Source organism: Amycolatopsis sp. NBC_01307 (assembly GCF_035975215.1).
Taxonomy (GTDB): domain Bacteria; phylum Actinomycetota; class Actinomycetes; order Mycobacteriales; family Pseudonocardiaceae; genus Amycolatopsis.
Window position 1 is genome coordinate 7,678,809 of the sequence record NZ_CP108403.1, and the last position, 19,069, is coordinate 7,697,877.

16 protein-coding genes are annotated in these 19,069 nt (G+C 70.7%); 11 read left to right on the forward strand and 5 right to left on the reverse strand.

Features of this window, described 5'->3' with window-relative positions; translation table 11 throughout:
• Window positions 1-125 precede the first annotated feature (125 nt).
• The 6 genes from OG439_RS33545 (at window position 126) to OG439_RS33570 (ending at window position 5,971) form a co-directional block, all read left to right on the forward strand.
• A complete protein-coding gene (locus tag OG439_RS33545; RefSeq protein WP_247058435.1) occupies window positions 126-1,625 on the forward strand; it encodes a glutamate-cysteine ligase family protein in 1,500 nt (499 codons plus the stop codon).
• Window positions 1,626-1,634: 9 nt separating this feature from the next.
• On the forward strand, window positions 1,635-2,234 hold the full coding sequence (locus OG439_RS33550) for a TetR/AcrR family transcriptional regulator (RefSeq protein WP_326944684.1): 600 nt from the start codon (window positions 1,635-1,637) through the stop codon (window positions 2,232-2,234).
• A 72-nt stretch (window positions 2,235-2,306) separates the two neighbouring features.
• Window positions 2,307-2,975, forward strand: coding sequence for a biliverdin-producing heme oxygenase (locus tag OG439_RS33555; RefSeq protein WP_326944685.1), 669 nt, complete (start codon window positions 2,307-2,309; stop codon window positions 2,973-2,975).
• Between the two features lie 194 nt (window positions 2,976-3,169).
• Window positions 3,170-3,793 (forward strand): superoxide dismutase, encoded by a 624-nt coding sequence (locus OG439_RS33560; RefSeq protein WP_247058440.1) that lies wholly within the window; start codon window positions 3,170-3,172, stop codon window positions 3,791-3,793.
• A 103-nt stretch (window positions 3,794-3,896) separates the two neighbouring features.
• Window positions 3,897-4,700: an arylamine N-acetyltransferase family protein gene (locus OG439_RS33565; protein ID WP_326944686.1), complete on the forward strand. Its 804-nt coding sequence runs from the start codon at window positions 3,897-3,899 to the stop codon at window positions 4,698-4,700.
• A gap of 224 nt (window positions 4,701-4,924) precedes the next feature.
• Entirely contained in the window at window positions 4,925-5,971 is a 1,047-nt protein-coding gene (locus OG439_RS33570) for a hypothetical protein (protein WP_326944687.1), read from the forward strand.
• Window positions 5,972-6,079: 108 nt separating this feature from the next.
• Here OG439_RS33570 and OG439_RS33575 read toward each other — a convergent pair whose 3' ends face one another.
• On the reverse strand, window positions 6,080-7,336 hold the full coding sequence (locus tag OG439_RS33575; RefSeq protein ID WP_326944688.1) for an MFS transporter: 1,257 nt from the start codon (window positions 7,334-7,336) through the stop codon (window positions 6,080-6,082).
• 122 nt (window positions 7,337-7,458) lie between these two features.
• Entirely contained in the window at window positions 7,459-7,890 is a 432-nt protein-coding gene (locus tag OG439_RS33580) for a MarR family winged helix-turn-helix transcriptional regulator (RefSeq protein WP_247058446.1), read from the reverse strand.
• Window positions 7,891-7,996: 106 nt separating this feature from the next.
• Between OG439_RS33580 and OG439_RS33585 the strand changes: the two genes are divergently transcribed.
• Window positions 7,997-8,563, forward strand: coding sequence for a hypothetical protein (locus tag OG439_RS33585; RefSeq protein ID WP_326944689.1), 567 nt, complete (start codon window positions 7,997-7,999; stop codon window positions 8,561-8,563).
• Here OG439_RS33585 and OG439_RS33590 read toward each other — a convergent pair whose 3' ends face one another.
• Window positions 8,564-10,057, reverse strand: a complete 1,494-nt coding sequence (locus tag OG439_RS33590; RefSeq protein ID WP_326951682.1) for an NCS2 family permease — start codon at window positions 10,055-10,057, stop codon at window positions 8,564-8,566.
• A gap of 82 nt (window positions 10,058-10,139) precedes the next feature.
• Here OG439_RS33590 and OG439_RS33595 point away from each other — a divergent pair, with 82 nt between their 5' ends.
• On the forward strand, window positions 10,140-10,367 hold the full coding sequence (locus OG439_RS33595; protein ID WP_247063724.1) for a DUF2530 domain-containing protein: 228 nt from the start codon (window positions 10,140-10,142) through the stop codon (window positions 10,365-10,367).
• A 4-nt stretch (window positions 10,368-10,371) separates the two neighbouring features.
• Here OG439_RS33595 and OG439_RS33600 read toward each other — a convergent pair whose 3' ends face one another.
• The gene (locus tag OG439_RS33600) at window positions 10,372-13,194 is read right to left on the reverse strand and encodes a sacsin N-terminal ATP-binding-like domain-containing protein (protein WP_442792237.1); all 2,823 of its coding nucleotides are present in this window, start codon (window positions 13,192-13,194) and stop codon (window positions 10,372-10,374) included.
• Window positions 13,191-15,650, reverse strand: a complete 2,460-nt coding sequence (locus OG439_RS33610) for a DUF3027 domain-containing protein (protein ID WP_326944692.1) — start codon at window positions 15,648-15,650, stop codon at window positions 13,191-13,193. The genes OG439_RS33600 and OG439_RS33610 overlap by 4 nt, the downstream gene beginning before the upstream one ends.
• A 51-nt stretch (window positions 15,651-15,701) precedes the next feature.
• On the opposite strand from OG439_RS33610, the gene OG439_RS33615 reads away from it, so the two are divergent.
• Genes OG439_RS33615 through OG439_RS33625 form a run of 3 tightly spaced genes read left to right on the forward strand, consistent with a single transcriptional unit; the run spans window position 15,702 to window position 19,064 of the window.
• Window positions 15,702-16,472, forward strand: a complete 771-nt coding sequence (locus tag OG439_RS33615; protein WP_326944693.1) for a glutaminyl-peptide cyclotransferase — start codon at window positions 15,702-15,704, stop codon at window positions 16,470-16,472.
• A 38-nt stretch (window positions 16,473-16,510) separates the two neighbouring features.
• Window positions 16,511-18,568, forward strand: a complete 2,058-nt coding sequence (locus OG439_RS33620) for an MFS transporter (protein WP_326944694.1) — start codon at window positions 16,511-16,513, stop codon at window positions 18,566-18,568.
• A gap of 10 nt (window positions 18,569-18,578) precedes the next feature.
• On the forward strand, window positions 18,579-19,064 hold the full coding sequence (locus tag OG439_RS33625; RefSeq protein WP_326944695.1) for a DUF2771 family protein: 486 nt from the start codon (window positions 18,579-18,581) through the stop codon (window positions 19,062-19,064).
• The last annotated feature ends 5 nt before the right edge of the window (window positions 19,065-19,069 follow it).

Here is a 19,069-nt window from a genome sequence, read left to right on the forward strand (position 1 = left end):
GTTAACTCCCGGTGACGGAGAGCACCAGTTTGGCCGCTAGCACGGATTCAACCGCTGTGAAACGGTTATCCGCCGGGAACCTGAAACACGTACTAGTTCCACGCCGACGCGAAGCAGGGATGGTCATGGGGATGGACCTGGCGGCACAACCGTTCAACACGCTCGATCGAGGACGGTACCGCCGCAAGGTGCAGCGCTGTCTCGACACCTTGGCCCGGATGCTCACCGACGGCAGTTTTTCCTTCCCCCGCAAGAACATCGGGCTCGAGGTGGAGCTGAACCTGGTCGACCGCGAGCTACGGCCGTCGATGACGAACACGGCCGTGCTGGAAGCGCTGGACGACCCGTCGTTCACCACCGAGCTGGGCCAGCACAACCTGGAGCTGAACGTGCCGCCGCGGCCGCTGGCCGGCGATTCCGCGCTCCAATTGGAAGACGACCTCCGCGCGTACTTGAGCACGGCGTCGGCGAAAGCCGGGGACAACGGGTCGGCGCTGGCCATGATCGGCATCCTGCCGACGTTGAAGCACGAGCACTTCGACCAGAAATGGCTCACCAACAAATCCCGGTACGTCACGCTGAACGACCAGATCTTCGCGGCGCGCGGCGAACGGACCGTGCTGGCGATGGAGGGCGCGCCGCTGCCGGGCCAGCAACCGGAACGTCTGCGCAGCTATGCGGAATCCATTCTTCCGGAAGCCGCGTGCACGAGCGTGCAGCTGCACTTGCAGGTGGCGCCGGAGGAGTTCGCCGCCCATTGGAACGCCGCGCAGTGCCTGGCCGGGCTGCAGATCGCGCTCGCCACGAACTCGCCGTTCCTGCTGGGCAAGGCGCTCTGGCAGGAGACGCGCATCCCGCTGTTCCTGCAGGCGACCGACACGCGCCCGGAAGAGCTGAAGAACCAGGGCGTCCGGCCGCGGGTGTGGTTCGGCGAGCGCTGGATCACGTCGATCTTCGACCTGTTCGAGGAGAACGTCCGCTACTTCCCCGGCCTGCTCCCGGAAACCGACGCCGAAGACCCGATCGAGGCGCTCGACGCCGGTCAGGCGCCGAAGCTCACCGAGCTGCGGATGCACAACGGCACCATCTGGCGCTGGAACCGCCCGGTGTACGACGTCGTCGACGGCCTGCCGCACCTGCGCATCGAGAACCGCATCCTGCCCGCCGGGCCGACGGTCGTCGACACCGTGGCGAACGCGGCGTTCTTCTACGGCGCCCAGCGCGCGCTCGCCGAGGCGGAACGCCCGGTGTGGAGCCAGATGTCGTTCCAGGCGGCGGAGGAAAACCTGTACGCGGGCGCGCGCCGCGGCTTCGAGGCGCAGCTGTACTGGCCGGGCATCGGCTGGATCCCGCCGGACGAGCTCGCGCTGCGCGTGCTGCTCCCGCTGGCCCACGAGGGGCTGCGCGCCTCCGACGTCTCCGACGAGGCCCGCGAGCGCTACCTCGGGATCATCGAGCAGCGGTGCCTCGCGCGGCGGACCGGGGCCACCTGGCAGCGCGACTTCGTCGTGCACGCGCAGGAGCACGGGCTCGACCGGGAGGCGGCGCTGACCCGGATGCTCGGGCGCTACCTGGAGCTCTCGGAAGCGGGCGAGCCCGTGCACACGTGGCCCGTGGCCGATTAGCCTGGGCCGATGCCGAAGATTCTCGGTGGGTCGCTGGAGGCGCATCGCCGTGAAGTCCGCGCGCGCGTCTTCGACGTCCTGCGCGCCCAGCTGTACGAACGCGGCTTCGACGCGATCTCGCTCACCGGCGTCGCCGCGGCCGCCGGCGTCGGCCGGAGCGCGCTGTACAACCACTTCCCGGACAAGGAGAGCCTGCTCGTCGCCTTCGTCGAGGACGAGGCCGCCCGGTACGTCACCCGGCTGACCGACGCCGTCGAGGCCCAGGCCGACCCGGTGGACCAGCTCGCCACGTTCGTCCGGCTCCAGCTGCGGGTGCTGGCCGAGTACCACATGCCGCCGGGCACGGCGCTCGCGTCGGCGCTGGCCCCCGCGGCGTACCGGCGGATCAGCGCGCACGCCGACCCGATCACCGACCGGCTGCGCGCGATCCTCGCCGGCGGCGTCGACCTGGGGCGCTGGCCGGCCGAGGACCCGGACGTCCTGATCGCCATGATCACCGCCGCGCTGGGCAACCGGGCGCTGGTCGAGGGGCCGCCGGAGCAGCGCGACGACGTCGTCGAAGCGGCCGTCCGGTTCGTGCTGCGAGCGGTCGGGACGGCGAAAGTTTAGGGTAGCCTTACCGCTGGTTATGGCTTAGGCTCTTTCTGACAGTGTGTCAGATCGATCGCCGGGAGGCCTTCCATGTCGGTGACCACGGACCTCGACACCCGTCCGTTCTCGGCGACCCTGCGCGCCTCGACGCTGCAGGTGCACGAGAAGGCGAACTACTCGACGTACATGCGCGCGCTGCTCGGCGGCGAGCTGTCCCAGGACGGCTACACCCAGCTGGCGGTCCAGTACTACTTCATCTACAGCGCGATCGAGGCGGCCAGCGACCGGATGGCCGGCGACCCGGTCGGCGGCGAGTTCGTCTTCGACGCGCTCCGCCGGCTGCCGAGCCTGGAGCGCGACCTGGCGCACCTCGTCGGCCCGGACTGGCGCTCGACGATCACGCCACTGGCGTCGACCCGCGCGTACGTGGCGCGCGTCGAAGAGGCGTCCGCGTGGGCCGGCGGCTACGTCGCCCACCACTACACGCGCTACCTGGGCGACATCGCGGGCGGCCAGGCCATCCGCCGCCTGCTGGAGAAGACGTACGACGTCGCCGACGCGGGCACGCTCTTCTACCACTTCGAGGGCATCGGCAGCGCCCCGAAGTTCCGCGACGTCTACCGCGCGAAGCTGGACAACGCGCCCTGGGCCGACGCCGAGCGCGCCCGGGTGATCGACGAGACGCTGGTGGCGTTCGAGTGCAACGTCGCGGTGTTCGACGAGCTGGCCCAGCGGCTGGACGAGTTCCGCACGGCCTGAATGATCGTCGTCACAGCACCTTGACCTCGACTTAAGTCCAGGTTGCAGGCTCGGTTTCGGGTGGTGCGCCCCCGGGTACGCCACTGTCGAACCGTCGTCCCACGCAGTGACGACGAGCCGCCCCCGCTCGCCGCGAGCGGCCGTGTGCTACTAGGTTCGATACCGGAAACTTGTCGAAGACAGAAGGAGGGCCAATGGCCCGCTACGAGCTCCCCGATCTCGACTACGACTACAGCGCCCTGGCGCCCCACATCTCCGGCGAGATCAACGAGCTGCACCACAGCAAGCACCACGCGACCTACGTCAAGGGCGCGAACGACACCCTCGACAAGATCGCGGAAGCCCGCGACGCCGGGGACTTCGGTGGCATCGTCGGTCTCGAGACGACGCTGGCCTTCAACCTGGCCGGCCACGCCAACCACGTCGTGTGGTGGAAGATCCTGTCGCCGGAAGGCGGCGACAAGCCGACCGGCGAGCTGGCCGCCGCGATCGACGAGGCCTTCGGCTCCTTCGACAAGTTCAAGGCGCAGTTCACCGCCGTGTCGACGACGATCCAGGGCAACGGCTGGGGCGCGCTCTCCTGGGACCCGATCGGCAAGACGCTGATCACCCAGCAGCTGCGCGACCACCACAACAACCTGATCCTGCCGACGGTGCCGATCCTGCTGGTCGACGTCTGGGAGCACGCGTTCTACCTGGACTACAAGAACGTGAAGCCGAAGTACGTCGAGGCCCTGTGGAACATCTTCAACTGGGCCGAGATCAGCAAGCGCTTCGACAACGCCGTCGCCGGCGGCAACGGCCTGCTGCTCGGCTGAGCACGCGGTGCGCAAGCGGGGCCCTCCACTGTGGAGGGCCCCGTTTCCGTTCCGGGTGAATTCGCTTGACCTCGAGTGCGGTCGAGGTGCTTGGCTTGAGGGCATGGACGTTGACGCGTATCTGGCCCGGCTGGGCGTCGCATGGCCCGCGGCGGCCGACCTCGCGACGCTGCGCACCCTGCAGGAACGCCACCTGGCGGCGGTCCCCTTCGAAAACCTGAGCGTCCACCTCGGCGAGCCGATCGAGCTCACCGAGGAGGCGCTGTTCACCAAGATCGTGGAGCGGCGCCGCGGCGGGTTCTGCTACGAGCTCAACGGCCTGTTCGCCGCCCTGCTGCGCGAGCTCGGCTACGACGCTTCCCTGCGCGCGGCGCAGGTCTTCCGCCCGAACGGCTCGCTCGGCCCGCCCCTGGACCACGCGGCGGTCGTCGTCGAGCTCGACGAGCCGTGGCTGCTCGACGTCGGCTTCGGCCGGTTCTCCCGGCACCCACTGCGCCTGTCCGGAGTGGACGCCCAGAACGACCCCGAAGGCGACTTCCTGCTGCTGGACGCGCCGTACGGCGACGTGGACGTGCTCATGGACGGGAAGCCGCAGTACCGCCTGGAACGCCGTCCGCGCCCGCTCGCGGACTTCGTGCCGATGGCCTGGTGGCAGTCGACGTCCCCGGAGTCGCACTTCACGCGGTCGCTGACGTGCTCCCGCCCGACGTCCCAGGGCCGCGTGACGCTCTCGGGCGCCAAGCTGATCGAGACGGAGGACGGCGTCCGCCACGAGGTCCCCCTGACCGGCGACGACGCGATCCGCGCGGCCTACCGGGTGTACTTCGGGATGGCGTTGCAGCGCCTGCCCACGCTCCCGGGTGAGAACCCCTTGACGAGCCCTTCGCTCAGCCCGACACTGCCGTGACCCGCATATGAACGAAGCCCCGGCCTGGGGTTCCCAGGGCCGGGGCTCCGTCCGTTCCCGAACTGACTGCCGCTCCCACCACGAAGCGGACATGTATGAGGTTAGCCTAACCTCATCTCGTGAGGCAAGGGGTCTTCCAGGGAGACTCGGATCTCACTCGTACGGGTGACCTCCGGCGCGCGAAACCGACGGTTTCTGTCGGTGCGTGCCGATACGGTCACAGCGTGAACACAAGGGGGAGCTCCACCCGTACCGCGGCGCTGATCGTCGTCGCCGTCCTCGCCTTCACCGCGCTGCTCGGCGGCGGGGCGTGGCTGGCGTTTCGCATCGTGTTCCCGCCGGTCTCGCTACCCGCCCCACCGACGACCTTGCCCAGCCCGTGGCCGGAACAGGGCGCGGAGCCGGTCCGCGAGGTGCCGATGCCGACCGGCGAAATGGTCGCGGCCCTGCCCGGCTACACGGCAAGCCACGTCCTGTGCTCGGCGCTGCCCGAAGCGACCTGGGCGAAGTTGCTCGGTGGGCCGGTCCTCCGCCAGGTCAACGTGATCTTCGGCTGCCAGGTCGTCACCACGACGCTCCGGGTTTCGGCCAAGCTCGGCGACGGGAGGCCGACCCGGTCCGGTGACGCACCGGAGCAGGTCACCGTCGGCGGCCGTGCCGCCACTTCGTACCAATCACGGTTCTTGAAGGATGCGAGCGTCGTCACCCGGTTGCTCGGGCCAGGCGCGCCGGACTGGGCGAAACCGGTCCTGGAGATCTCCGTCTCCCAGGACCCCCGGGACCAGACGGCCCGCGATCTGCGCGGCCTGGCACAAACCATCGGCGACGGGATCGTCAACGCCATCACCGCCCCCGGGCCGGCGCTGCCGAAGGCGTCCTACGACGACTCGATCCCGTCCCGCGCGGTCGGGCCGACCCCCGGCAGCGGCATCGTCGACGCTTCGACCCCGATGATCGCGTGGCAGCTCTGTTCCCTGCTGGCCCAGAGCACCCAGCGGCCACTCATCGACTTCGTGCCGAAGCACAGCGGCAAGTGCGAACACCGCGAAGACGGTCTGGGTGTCCAGGCGTCGAGCGACGACTGCTGCACCGAGGACTTCCCCGACCGGATCGGTGGCCGGCCCGCCATGGTCGACAACCCGCGAGTGGTGATCCGGCTCAGCGACGAATCACGACAACAAGTCCAGCTCGCGTGGACGTCCCCACGCAAGTCCGACGAGGAGCTACGCGCGTGGGCCGAGTCGATGGTCCCCCAGCTACTCGGCAGCTGACCCCAGGACGCACGAACCGACCCTCCAGGTACGCGAACCGACCGCCCCGGCACGCGAACCGACCCTCCGGGTACGCGAACCGGCCGGCTGGGTGCGCGAGCCGCCTGGCTAGACCTTCGTCCGCTTCAGCACCCGCAGCCCGAACCCCCGCTGCACCGGCCAGGAGACCCCGCCCCGCCGGATCAGCACGATCGCGCAGACCACCGCGGCCAGCGCCGAGACCGCGCCGCCGATGTAGAAGGGAGACCGCCCGCCGAACGCCTGCGCCATCCAGCCGACCATCGGGCCGCCGATCGGGTTGCCGCCGATCAGGACCAGCACGTACAGGCCCATCACCCGGCCGCGCATCTCCGGGCTGACCGAGGTCTGCACCAGCGCGTTCGCCGTGTTGAGGAACGTCATCGTGGCGAAGCCGAGCGGGATCAGGCCGAGGCCGAACGTCAGGTAGTTCGGCATGAACGCCGTGATCAGCTCGAACACGCCCAGGAAGAACGCCGAGATCAGCATCAGCCGCACCCGTGGCCTGCCCTTCGTGCCGCGGCGGGCGGACATGATCGCGCCGGTGAAGGTGCCGACCGCGACCAGGGTCGAAAGGAGGCCGTAACCGTCGGCCGCGGTGTGGAAGACGTTGGCCGCGACGATCGGGAGCGAGCTGAAGTACGTGATGCCGAACGTGCTGACGAACAGCACCAGCACCATCACCGTCATCAGGTCCGACCGGCGGCGGACGTACCGCAGGCCCTCGGCCAGCTGGCCCTTCTCGCGCGGCACGGCCGCGACGCGGAACAGCTTGTCCGGGTTCATCAGGATCAGCCCGGTGATGACCGCGATCGTGCTGGCCGCGTTGGCGATGAACAGCCAGCCGGTGCCGATCCAGGTGATCGCGAAGCCGGCGATCGCCGGGCCGACGATCCGGGCCATGTTGAAGATCGACGAGTTCAGCGCGACGGCGTTCGCGATCTGGTCCCGCCCGACCATCTCGGCGACGAACGACTGCCGCGTCGGCACTTCGAGCGCCGCCGTGATGCCGAGCGTGAAGCACAGGACGTAGACCTGCCACAGCGCCACGAGCCCGGTCAGGTCCAGCACACCCAGCACGACGGCCTGCGAACACGCCGCGGCCTGGATCCAGGTCAGCAGCCGCCGCTTGTCGACGCGGTCGGCGAGGACCCCGGCCCACAGCGAGAGGAACAGCGTCGGCGTGAACTGCAGCGCGACCGCGACGCCGAGGGCGATCGGGTTGTTGCCGCTGAGGGTGAACACCAGCCAGTCCTGGGCGATGCGCTGCATCCAGGTGCCGATGTTCGAGATGACCTGGCCGGTGAAGAACAGCCGGTAGTTGCGGACCCGCAGGGAGGCGAACATGCTGCCGCGACGCTGGGGCACGGATTCGGACGGCGGTGACGAAGACGGCGGTGGTGCCGTGTCCCGGGTAGCAGTGGTCTCGATCTGTCGTTCTGTTTCGCTACCCGTGGTGGTCACCGTGGTTAGTTCCCCGCCATCCTGTCGATGATTTCGGCGGCTTTCGAGAGCACTTCACGCTCTTCGTCACCGAGATCGGCCAATTGCCGGTCCAGCCACGCCTCCCGGACGGAGATGGCCCGCTGAACGTAGGCCAGCCCGCTCTCGGACAACTCGACGATGGCCTGCCGGCCGTCGGTCGGGTGCGGCCGCCGCTCGACGAACTTCATCTCCTCGAGCGCGGCGATCACCCTCGTCATCGAGGGCGGCTGGACGCCTTCCTTCGCGGCGAGCTGACCCGGGGTCAGCGCACCGCACTTGTGCAAGGTGGACAGCGCGGCGACCTGCGTCAACGTCAGATCGTCCCCGACGCGCTGTGCCCGCAGCCGGCGGTTGAGCCGGACCACCGCGAGACGCAGACGGCTCGCCAAGGAGCGTTCGTGCGTGTCGCCGGACATATAGTTAGCATACCTTACGAAACTTCCTCCCTTCAGGTGATCTCCGTCAACCCGCAACCCGGAAGACGGCCGCGCGTCCTTCCCGACGGAGGAACCTGGGGGGCGGATGAACAAGAAACTGGTGGGCGCGGCCGTGGTCGGCGCGGCGATCCTGGCCGTCGTGGTGGCGCAGTTCTGGAGCGGCGAAGCGCCGGCGGCCGCACCACCGCCGTCGACGACGACGGCACCGAGCCCGTCCGCGCAGCCGTCCGTGGCGGAGTACGCGTTCCCGGACGTGGCGGACGGCCGCGGCTGGGCGATCCGGATCCCGGTCCCGGCGGGCTGGGCCGTGACCCGCGACAAGGACCGCGCGAGCTACCGCAGCGGCAACCTCCTGCTGGAGACCGACAAGGTGCCGATCACGCAGGAAGACGCCCTGAGCGGGCTCAAGGCCATCGCCGCGAAGACCCACTACGACGGCTCGGTCGTCACGCCCGCCGAAGCCGGTGACATCCCGGACGCGGCGGAATGGGACTACACCTACCTCCGCGACGGCACGCCCGAGCGGGTCGCCGTCGTCGGGCTCGGCGCGGGCGACAGCCTCGTCACGATCCGCTTCGAGGCGCCGCCCGCCGAGTTCGACCGCAACCGCGGCGTCCTGGACGCCGCGATGAAGGTCAGCGCACCGGGCTGATCAGCTGAACGCCGCCTGGATCGGGCCGACCGCGAAGTACGCGACGAACGCCACCGCGATCACCCACATCAGCGGGTGCACCTGGCGGGCCTTGCCGGTGGCCGCGCGGATCACGACGTAGCTGACGAAGCCGGCACCGATGCCGTTCGCGATCGAGTACGTGAACGGCATGACGACGATGGTCAGGAACGCCGGCAGCGCGATCGCGTAGTCGGTGAAGTCGATGTCGCGCACCTGCGCCATCAGCATCGCGCCGACCACGACCAGCGCCGGCGCGGCCGCTTCGACCGGCACCACCTGGTAGAGCGGCGTCAGGAACATCGCGGCGATGAACAGCACGCCGGTGACGACGTTCGCCAGGCCCGTCCGGGCGCCTTCGGCGATGCCGGCCGCCGACTCGACGAACACCGTGTTCGAGCTGGCCGAGCCGAAACCACCGGCCGCGCCCGCGAGACCCTCGACGAACAGCGCCTTGCCGACGTTGGGCAGCTGGCCGTCCTTCGTGATCAGCCCGGCTTCCTTGCCCAGGCCGGTCATGGTGCCCATGGCGTCGAAGAAGTCGGCCAGCACCAGCGTGAACACCAGCAGGCAGACGGTGATGATCGGCAGCCGCGTCCACGCGCCGAACGAGACGTCGCCGACCAGCGAGAGGTTCGGCAGGCCGAGCACCTGGTCCGGCAGCGCCGGGTAGCCGAGGTTCCAGCCCTTCGGGTTTGTCCCCTTCGACGGCCCGGCCTTGACGATCGCCTCGACCACGATGGCCAGCACCGTCGAGGACAGCACGCCGATCAGGATCGCGCCCTTGACCTTGCGCACCACCAGGATGCCGGTGATGAGCAGGCCGACGACGAACACCGCGGTCGGCCAGGACGCGATCGAGCCGTTGATGCCAAGGCCGACCGGGACGGTGGTGTGCGCGTCGTCCGGCAGCCGCCGGACGAACCCGGCGTCGACCAGGCCGATCAGGCAGATGAAGACGCCGATGCCGACGGCGATCGCGGACTTCAGCGACGCCGGCACCGCCTTGAACACCGCCGTGCGGAAGCCGGTGAGCACGAGCGCCACGATGATGACGCCCTCGATGACGACCAGGCCCATCGCTTCGGGCCAGGTCATCTGCGGGGCGATGGTGACCGCGACCAGGCTGTTGATGCCCAGGCCGGTGGCGATGGCGAACGGGTAGTTCGCGACCAGGCCCATCAGGATCGTCATGACCCCGGCGACCAGCGCGGTGACGGCGGCGACCTGCGGCACCGGCAGGATCCCGCCGAGCAGGTCCTTGTGCGCGGCCGCGTCGTCCGGCGCGAAACTGCCGATGATCAGCGGGTTCAGCACCACGATGTAGGCCATCGTGACGAACGTGACCAGGCCGCCGCGCAGTTCGCGCGGCACGGTCGACCCGCGCTCGGTGATCTTGAAGAACCGGTCCAGTGTGGACGTCCCGGTGCCGGCCGCCTCCGGCGTCCCGGTGGGGGTCGTCTCCTGCTCCGCCATTCGCCTGCCCATTCTCTCGCTGCTGCGGAGTACCCTGCACCTCGTGAGTGATCCGAGCAATCCACCGGAGGTTACGGGCTCGTTGCGGCACACGCCGGAACTGCCCAAGAGGCTGACCGACCTGACGCCGGTGGTGATCGTAGGCACCACGATCTGGACCGTCGCGCTGGTGGTGCTCTTCTTCACGACTTCGGGGCTGTGGGTGCAGACGGCGCTGGCCGGGTTCGTGCTCGGCTTCATCGGGATGGCGATCATCCTGTGGCAGCGCGCCGCCGCCCGCCGCGGCTCTCGTTCCGCGCAGCGGGTCTAGTCCTTTACGCCAGCAGCGTCCGCGGCGACGGGTCGTCGAGCAGCGCCGTGATGAGGTGCCGGTCCGGCCAGCGCCCGGTCGCCCAGGCGAACGCGCGGGCCAGGCCCTCCGACGTGTCGGCCGCGTGCAGCCGGCCGTCGGACCACCACTGGACGTCGTGCTCGGTGAGCTGGATCGACACGGTCAGCGGGTCGTGCACCAGCACGCCACCTTCCGGCAGCCGGATCCCGAGCTGCTCGGCGACGAGCTTGAGCGCGGGCAGCTCGGCCCACGGCGCGTACTCGCCCTCGCTGATGATCTCGGCGGGGGTGGTGCTCGCCAACGGCAGGTCGAGCAGGTCCGCCAGCCGCTCCGGCTCGTCGGGCGCGACGACGTACTGGTCCGGTTCGAGCGCCCCGGCGACCCACGGCACGTCCAGGACCAGCGCGTCTTCGACGACGGACCCGTCCGCGGCCCGGACGGCGTCCGGCGCGCCGGGATCGAACCCGGACTCGACGACGGCGTCGTAGGCCCGCGTGGCCAGGCCGGCCGAGACGGTGCGGTCGGGGTCGCCGAGCCGGCGCAGGACGTCCGCCGCCTCGTCCACTGTGGACAGCGTGAGATCCTTGCGCACTCCGGCGATCCGGAGCAGGTCTTCGGTCAGGCCGACGTCGGGGACCTCGTCGTAGAGCCCGGCGAGGTCGGCGTCCGGTAGCCGCCACTCGTTCGGCGCCAGGCCGCCGAGCACGGCGTACTGCGCGATCCACCAGGCGGCGTGGCCGCCGGGCGTGCGCAGCGCGTGCCACGTCTCGGGCCGCGCCGCGAGCAGGCGCAGCGCCGCGGGCCAGGAGTCGTCGGCGACGAGGTCGAGGTCCCGGATCGCGACGAGCGTCGACGGCGGCTCGGAGCGCGCGTCCCACCAGGCTTCCTCGTCCGGCAGGTCGTGGTCGGGTTCGTGCGGCTCGTCGTCGTTGACCAGCGCGAACGAGTCGAGCACACCGACGGCTTTCAGCGTCCCGTCCGGCCAGTCTTCGGCGAAGTCGTCGTCGAGGACGTCGAGCGTGCCGTCCTCCTCGAAGACCTCTTCGTCGAAGATGTCGATGAGCGGCGACGCCGGGAGCACGAGTTCGTCGGCACGGCGCCAGGTGTCGGTGGCGGGCAACGCGAGCGCGCTGGTCCACTGTGGAGCGTCGTCCCCGCAGTCGGCGATCAGCCGGAGGACCGCACCGGCGAGCGTCGTCCCGTCCAAACCGGACCGGACGTCCTCGACACTGCGCTCGACGGCGTCGCGCAGCTGGTCGGCGTTGAGCAGCTCACGCGCGTCGGCGTGCTTGGCGCCCAGCCGTTCCAGCAGCGGGTGCGACGCCGCGGGGTGCACCAGCCGCAGCCCCGGAATGTCCACATCGGACAGCAGGTCGAGCAGTTCGGCCGAGCCGTCGACGAGCAGGCTGCCCCGCGCACCGGGCAACGTACGGCCGTCGGAGAGCGGCACGGGCAGCCCGTCGAGCCTGGCCGCGGCGAGCGCGTGGGATTCGACGGCGATGTTCAGTGCTTGGTAGACGTCGTGCCACCAGGACGGCTCCCGCGTGGCGCCGGTAAGCGTTTCCAGCACCTCTTCGACGCTGATCACTTGCACGGAAACCGCTTTGAGCGCACTGGCGGGCGGCGCTTCGGCGAGCAGATCGGGAACGACGTCGGTCAGCAACGCGGGCAGCCCAGGCACGTCGACGTCGATCACGCGAGCTTGACGGCCGGAGACCTCCCGACCGTCCTGAGTGGACAACCACGGTTCGGTGGCGAGCTGCGCCAGCACGTCGTCCCGCAGCTGCGCGTCCACAGTGGACTTCGGAAACCCGGGCACGGGCACGAGCGCGAACCGGTGTTCCGGCGGCAGCAGCCGAACCAGATCGACGTACTCTTCCGCGGCCTTTTCGAGCGCCCGCTTGAGTTCTTCACCGGGCAGCGCCCGCCGTCGCGACGGCTCGACCGGCACGGGCGCGAGCAGCCGAGCGGGCAGCGAAAGCCCGTCATCGGTCGGCGTCGGCGCGTGCAGAACGTCTTCCACGAGCGGAACCGGAGTTCCGTGATCGTCGACCGGCACGGCCCAGACGACGTCACCGCGATGAGTCAGCCACCGGGTTTTCTTTCCAGGCCCACGAATCTCGACGATGTCTTGGTCGGCATCGCGAGTCCAAACGCGACCGTCCACATCGACCTCGGCCAGCCAGGGCAGGGCAAGCAGAAGGTCACCGATGTCCCGGCCTAGCTCGTCGAGAAGAGCCCGCCCATCAACATCGCCACGCAGCGGCAGGCGAATTTCGGTGTCAAAGCCGGCGGACGGTTTGGCCTCGATCGGCCACGGAAGACGCAGAACGGGAACGTCACCGTCGATCCCGGCGGCTTCGCGAGTCCGCTCCGCGGAAAAGACGACCCCACCAGCGGTGCTGAGCACCTGCGGCTCATCGGAAACGGTCCGGACGGCGGCAAAGCCGACCCCAAACCGCCCGACGGTGTCCCCGGTCTTGCCGGACGCCCGCAGCGACGCGAGCGAGGCCACACCCCGCGCGTCGAGCGGCGCGCCGGTGTTGGCGAACCTCAGCTGACTGTCCACAAGCGACACTTTGACGCGCCCAGGCACACCGGCGGCCATGGCGGCATCGGCAGCGTTCTGCGCAAGCTCGACAAAGAGCCGATCCCGATAGGCCCCAACACGCAGGTCCCGCTCGACGTTGGTGTCCTCGATAAGCCGAGTGGGCGAGTCCCGCCAGGCGCGCAGAGTCGCATCCCGAAGCCGCGCAGTACCGAAGGGATCAGCACTGGCCGACTCAGCAGCCGCAGGCCCGGTCACCGTTCGCTGCGGTGATCGGTCTCGGTGCCGTCGTGGTGCTTGGCTTCGGTTTCCGCAGCCCCGGTCCCGGTGCCGTCCTGGTGCACAGCCTTGGTCTCCGCAACCCCGGTGCCGTCGTGATGCGCAACCTCGGTTTCCGTGGCGTCAGCTGCTGCTTCTGCCGCCCCGGTGCCCGCGCTCCCTGCTTCGGCGCCTTCGGCCTGAGTCGGCTCGGCGACAACCGCATAGGTCACTTCGGCCTGAGCAGGCTGGACTTTCTGCGACTCGACGGTCTCGGTGACAACAGAGTCGGTCAGCACGGCTTCCGGCAACTCGACCTCGGAACCGTCCGCCAGCGGCCCGACAGCGGTGTCGGTCACCTCAGCCTCAGCCGCAACCGGCTCGCCGACCACCACGGACAGCTCAGCGACCGCGGCATCATCAGCCTCGACCACCTGTGGCTCAGCAGCCACATCGCCCTGGGCCGATTCCGGCACGTCAGCCGCACCGGTCTCGCCCACCGCAGTTTCCTGAGCTTCGGGCGTAGCGTCCGGCAACTCGGCAACATCAACCCGGGCCGACTCCTGCTCGGAAGCCGCTTCGGCTTCAGAGCCAGCACCCGCGGCCTGCTCAACCTCCTGAGGCTCCGCAGCCTGGACCGGCTCCGACACCTCAGCCTGCTCGGCCGCCGCAACCGGCTCAGCCGACTGCTGGTCGACCGCAACACCTTCGGCTTCGACCACCTGCGACTCGGCACCGACCTGGGTCGACTCCGGCGCCTCAGCCGCCAGCGGCTCAGCCTCCGGCACGACCGACTGCGGCTCGGCAGTCACCGCGACCTGGGCCGGCTCCGCAACCTCGGCCTCAGAAGGCTTGGTCTCCGCCGCAACGGGCTGGGCCTCCGCCGACTCGGTCTCCGCCGACGCCGCAGCAGCTGGCTCGGCTTCTTCCGGCAACGGCTTGGCCGCAGCGGACTCCGTCTCGACGGTCAGCGGCTCCGCCGCTGCCGCTTCGGCCGCCGCCGTATCCGGCTCGGCCTCAGGCACAATCGACTGCGGCTCGGCAGTCGCTTCGGCCTGGATCGGCTCCGAAACCTCAGCTCCCGGCGCGGCTTCAGCCGCCACCGGCGCAACCGCGGCCGACTCGGTCCCGGCAGTCACCTGGTCAACCTCGGCCGACTCGGTCCCGACGGCCACAGGCTCAGCTGCAGCCGGCTCGGTCCCAGCGGTCACCGGCTCCGCCGACTCGGTCTCCGCCGCCACCGGCTCAGCCACAACCGACTCGGCTTCTGCCGCCGCCAGCTCAGCCGAAACCGGCTCGGTCCCGGCAGCCACCGGCTCAACCGACTCGGCCTTCGCCGCCACCGGGTCAACCACAACCGGCTCGGTCCCAGCCGCCACCGGGTCGACCTCGGCCGGCTCGGCTTCCGCCGTCACCTCAGACTGAGTCGCCTCCGCCGTCAGCGGCTCGGCCTGCGTCTTCGCTGCTGCCTCGGCCTCCGCTACCTCCGGCTCCACCTCCGCCGGTGACAGGTCGGCCTCCGTCACCGCGGTCTCGGGCTCCGCTGCCGGGGACTCGACTGCCTCCGTGGCCTCGACCACCGCTACCGCTTCGACCTCGGCCACCGTCGGGTCTGCGACCGTTCCCTCGGCTCGGGCCGTGGGCACCGAAACAACCTCAGCCGCCGGAGCTTCCGAAGGCTCAGCAACCGGCGCTGCTTCAGGCGTGTCGTACTCCAGCAGTGAGTCGTCGTAGACCAGTTCTGCCACCGGGATCGACGATGTCACCTCGACCTCTACCTCGGAGTGCGCTCCGCAGCCGTACTCGACGTCGACCACGTGGCCGTCCGCTGGGGCTATGTCGTTCGTGCATGCTCCGAAGCCGCCTCGCAGCGAGCCCGCCAGCGGGACGAAGAAACCGCACGTTCCGCACACTCCCGGCGCCGACCGGGCCATGTCCGAGCGGGGGCCGAACTCGCCGCCGTGCCAGCGGGTTGCCGCGTCTTCGCGGCCGAAGCGGGACAGGACGTGGATGCGGCCCAAGCCCGTCTCGCGGGCCACCTCCTCCACCGCCGGGTCGTCCGACTGGAGGTACGCCGGTGCTAGGCGGGGGTCGTTGTCGTCCGTCGGGAAGATGTCGCCGACGCCCAGGTCGCCCGCGCGGACCCGGCGCTCCCACGGCACCCACGCCGGCGCGATGCGCGCCTCGGGGCCGGGCACCAGGACGACCTCGCTGACCGTCACCGGCTCGTCGTCGCCCGCCAAGGCGATCGTCACGCACCAGCGCCAGCCGCGGTAGCCGGGCACCTGCGCCTCGAACAGGTGACTCGCCGAGACCGCGTCCTCCCGGCCGGCGCCGACGTGGGCACCGATCTGCTCCTCGGGCGCTTCCGCCAGCACCGCGACACGCGCGAACTCCACCGCATCGGCGAGTTTGCGCTGCACGGAGCCGTCGTCCAGGGTCAGCAGCAGAGTCATGCGGCCAATTGTGCCGCACGCACCCGCGGCGCCCGTGCCAGGCTGTTCTACGTGCGCACGCCGATCCTCACCACGCTGCTGCTGGCCGCCGCGCTCGGCGGCTGCGCGGGCACTCCCGCCACGCCGTCCGGCCCGGAACAACTCACGGTCCAGGTGGTCTCGACGCTGCCGCACGACCCCGCCGCGTTCACCGAAGGCCTCGAGTTCGCGGGCGGCACGCTCTACGAAAGCACCGGCCTCGCCGGTCAGTCGCAGCTGACCGCGGGACCCGCCGGCGGACCGCCCGGCCAACGCGCCACGCTGCCGTCGCCGCTGTTCGGCGAGGGCGTCACGATCCTCGGCCCGACGCTCTGGCAGCTCACCTGGCAGGACGGCTTCGCGATCGAACGCGACACGAAGACCCTCGCCGAGCTGCGGCGGGTGCCGTTCCAGGGTGAGGGCTGGGGGCTGTGCCACCAGGACAGCGGCCGGCTGGTGATGAGCAACGGCTCGTCGTGGCTGACCTTCCGCGACCCGAAGACCTTCGCCGTGACCGGCAGTGTCGACGTCGGCCGCGACCAGCTCAACGAACTCGAGTGCGTCGGCGACGACGTCTACGCAAACGTTTGGCACACCGACACCGTCCTGCGGATCGACGCCGCCACCGGGCACGTCACCGCGACGATCGACGCAGGTCAGCTGCGTGCGCAGGCGAAGGTGACCGACCAGGAAGCCGTGCTCAACGGGATCGCCGCCGTCCCGGGGACCGACGAGTTCCTGCTGGCCGGCAAGCAGTGGCCGGTCACGTTCCGGGTGAGGTTCGTCCCGCCGAAGCACGGATGAGCAGGCGGAACCGGCCCCGGGTAAGGCAGGATTGAGGCGTGGCACTCTTCGGCTCCCGTTCCGGCTCCGACGGCGCACGCACCGGCCGGTCGGGTCAGCGCGGCCGGAAGAGCAAGCGACGCTGGACGCCGGAACCGGGCGCGGCCCAGGCCCGCTCCTGGCGGGAGGCCGCGCCGACGCGCGTCGACCGCCCGGCCGCCCCGCCCGCCAACCCCACCCGGGTCGACCGCGCCGCGGCACCGCCCGCGAACCCGACTCGCGTCGACCGCCCCGCGGCGCCGCCGGTGAACCCGGCCCGCGTCGATCCCCCGTACGCGGAACGACCCCAGCCGCCCCGGCAAGAGCCACCCCGCCAGGCGCCGCCCCGGCGCGAGCCGCCGGGTGGGTACTACGACCAGGCACCCCGCGTCCCGGACGCGAACGAGGCCCCGACCGCCGCCGCACCGACCGGACACCGGCCACCGCCGCCGCGTGGCGCCCGGCCGTACCCGGCCCACGACCCGGGCCGCGCCGACCCGAACCGCACCGAGCAGGTCCGCCGCGAGCCGGCCCCGCCGGGCGGCTTCTACCAGGGCGAACACCACCCCGGCAGCGGTGAGTACGAGCACTACGACACCGGCGGTTACGCCGGTGAGCCGCGCCCGCCCGAGCCCGAACCGGCGCCCCGGGAAGAGCCGCGCACTCCCGGCGGCACGCCGAAGCTGCCGAAGAAGATCACCGTCACGCGCGTGGCGGCGATGCGCGGGCGGCAGCTGACCGGCCAGGCCGTCGGCGCCTTCCAGCGCGCGACGAAGGCCGACGGCGCCGAGAAGTCCGGCCTCACCTCGCTGAACTACGCCGTGATGCTGAACTACGCCAGCGACGCGGCGATGGCGATCGCGCTGGCCAACACCCTGTTCTTCGCCGCGACCAGCGGCGAGAGCAAGGGCAAGGTGGCGCTCTACCTGCTCATCACGATCGCGCCGTTCGCGCTGGTCGCGCCGGTGATCGGGCCCGCGCTCGACAAGGTGCAGCGCGGCCGTCGGCTGGCGATGTGCGCGTCGTCGGTCGGCCAGGGCCTGATGGCCGTCGTGATGGCGCTGCACTTCGACGACTGGCTGCTCTACCCGGCCGCGCTCGGGATGATGGTGCTTTCGAAGTCGTTCACCGTGCTCAAGGCCGCGGTGACGCCTCGCGTGCTGCCGTCCGAGATCACGCTGTCCAAGACGAACGCCCGGCTGACCACGTTCGGCCTGATCGCCGCGGGCACGTTCGGCGCGCTGGCCAGCGGCATCAACGCCATCACCGGCTCGGCGGGCGCGCTGTGGTTCACGGCGCTGATCTGCGTCGCCGCGGCTGTGCAGTCGATGCGGATCCCGGCCTGGGTCGAGGCGACCGAGGGCGAGGTCCCGACGTCGCTTTCGGCGCACCCGACCGAGAAGAAACGGCGTCAGCCGCTGGGCCGCCACATCGTCGTCGCGCTGTGGGGCAACGGCTCGGTGCGCGTGCTCACCGGCTTCCTGATGATGTTCGCCGCGTTCGCGGTGAAGGCCCAGACCGAGGGCACCGGGCACACCCCGTTCATGCAGCTGCTGCTGCTGGGCGTGATCGGCGTCGCGGCCGGGGCCGGCGGGTTCCTCGGCAACGCCCTGGGCTCGCGGCTGAGCTTCGGTTCGCCGGATCAGGTGATCGTCGCGTGCGTGGCGAGCTGCGTGCTGGCCGCGCTGGTGGCGACCGTGCTGCCCGGCTTGGCGACGGCGGCGATCGTCGGCCTGGTCGGCGCGACGGCCAGCGCGCTGGCGAAGATCAGCCTCGACGCCGTGATCCAGGAGGATCTGCCCGAGGAGTCGCGCGCGTCGGCGTTCGGCCGGTCGGAGACCGTGCTGCAGCTGGCGTGGTGCCTCGGTGGCGGCGCCGGCCTGCTGCTGCCGCCGACGTACTGGATCGGCTTCCTGGTGATCACGGTCGTCCTGGCCGTCGGCCTGACCCAGACCTACCTGGTGCGCCGCGGCGGTTCGCTCGTGCCGGGCCTCGGCGGCGACCGCCCGCTGCGCCCCGAGCCGACCGGCAGCTTCCCGGCCCAGGGCCTGCCCGGGGACCCGCGGGCCCGCCGGTAGGCTCCGGCACATGCGACGTTCCCGGGTGGTGGCCCTGCTTGCGGCCGGTGGGTTCGCGGTGGCCGGCTGCTCGGCGCCCGGCCCGGCCGAGGTCACCTTCTACGCCGACGGCCACACCATCAACACCACGCCGGTGCTGACGTGCGACTACTCGCAGCAGCTCGCGCAGCCGTGCAGCGCGAAGGGCCTGACGCAGACGCTCCGCATCCGGCCGGGCAAGCCGGTGCAGGTCTCGGTGCCCGGCGAGGTCGCGGACGCGCCGTGGCAGATCGTCTACGAGTACGTGACCCCGCAGGGCGAGTTCAAGCAGAGCGACCCGATCCCGTTCACCTCGCTGGACCGCTACGCGTACACGGTCACGCCGCCGACGCCCGCCGACCGCATCTCGGCGGTCGACGTCCAGCGGTACACGGCCGTGCTGCGCGCGGACACCGGCGAGTCGGGGCTGCTGCCCAGCGACGTCTGGGGCCTGCGGCTCGACCAGCCGCAGGCGTGACGCCG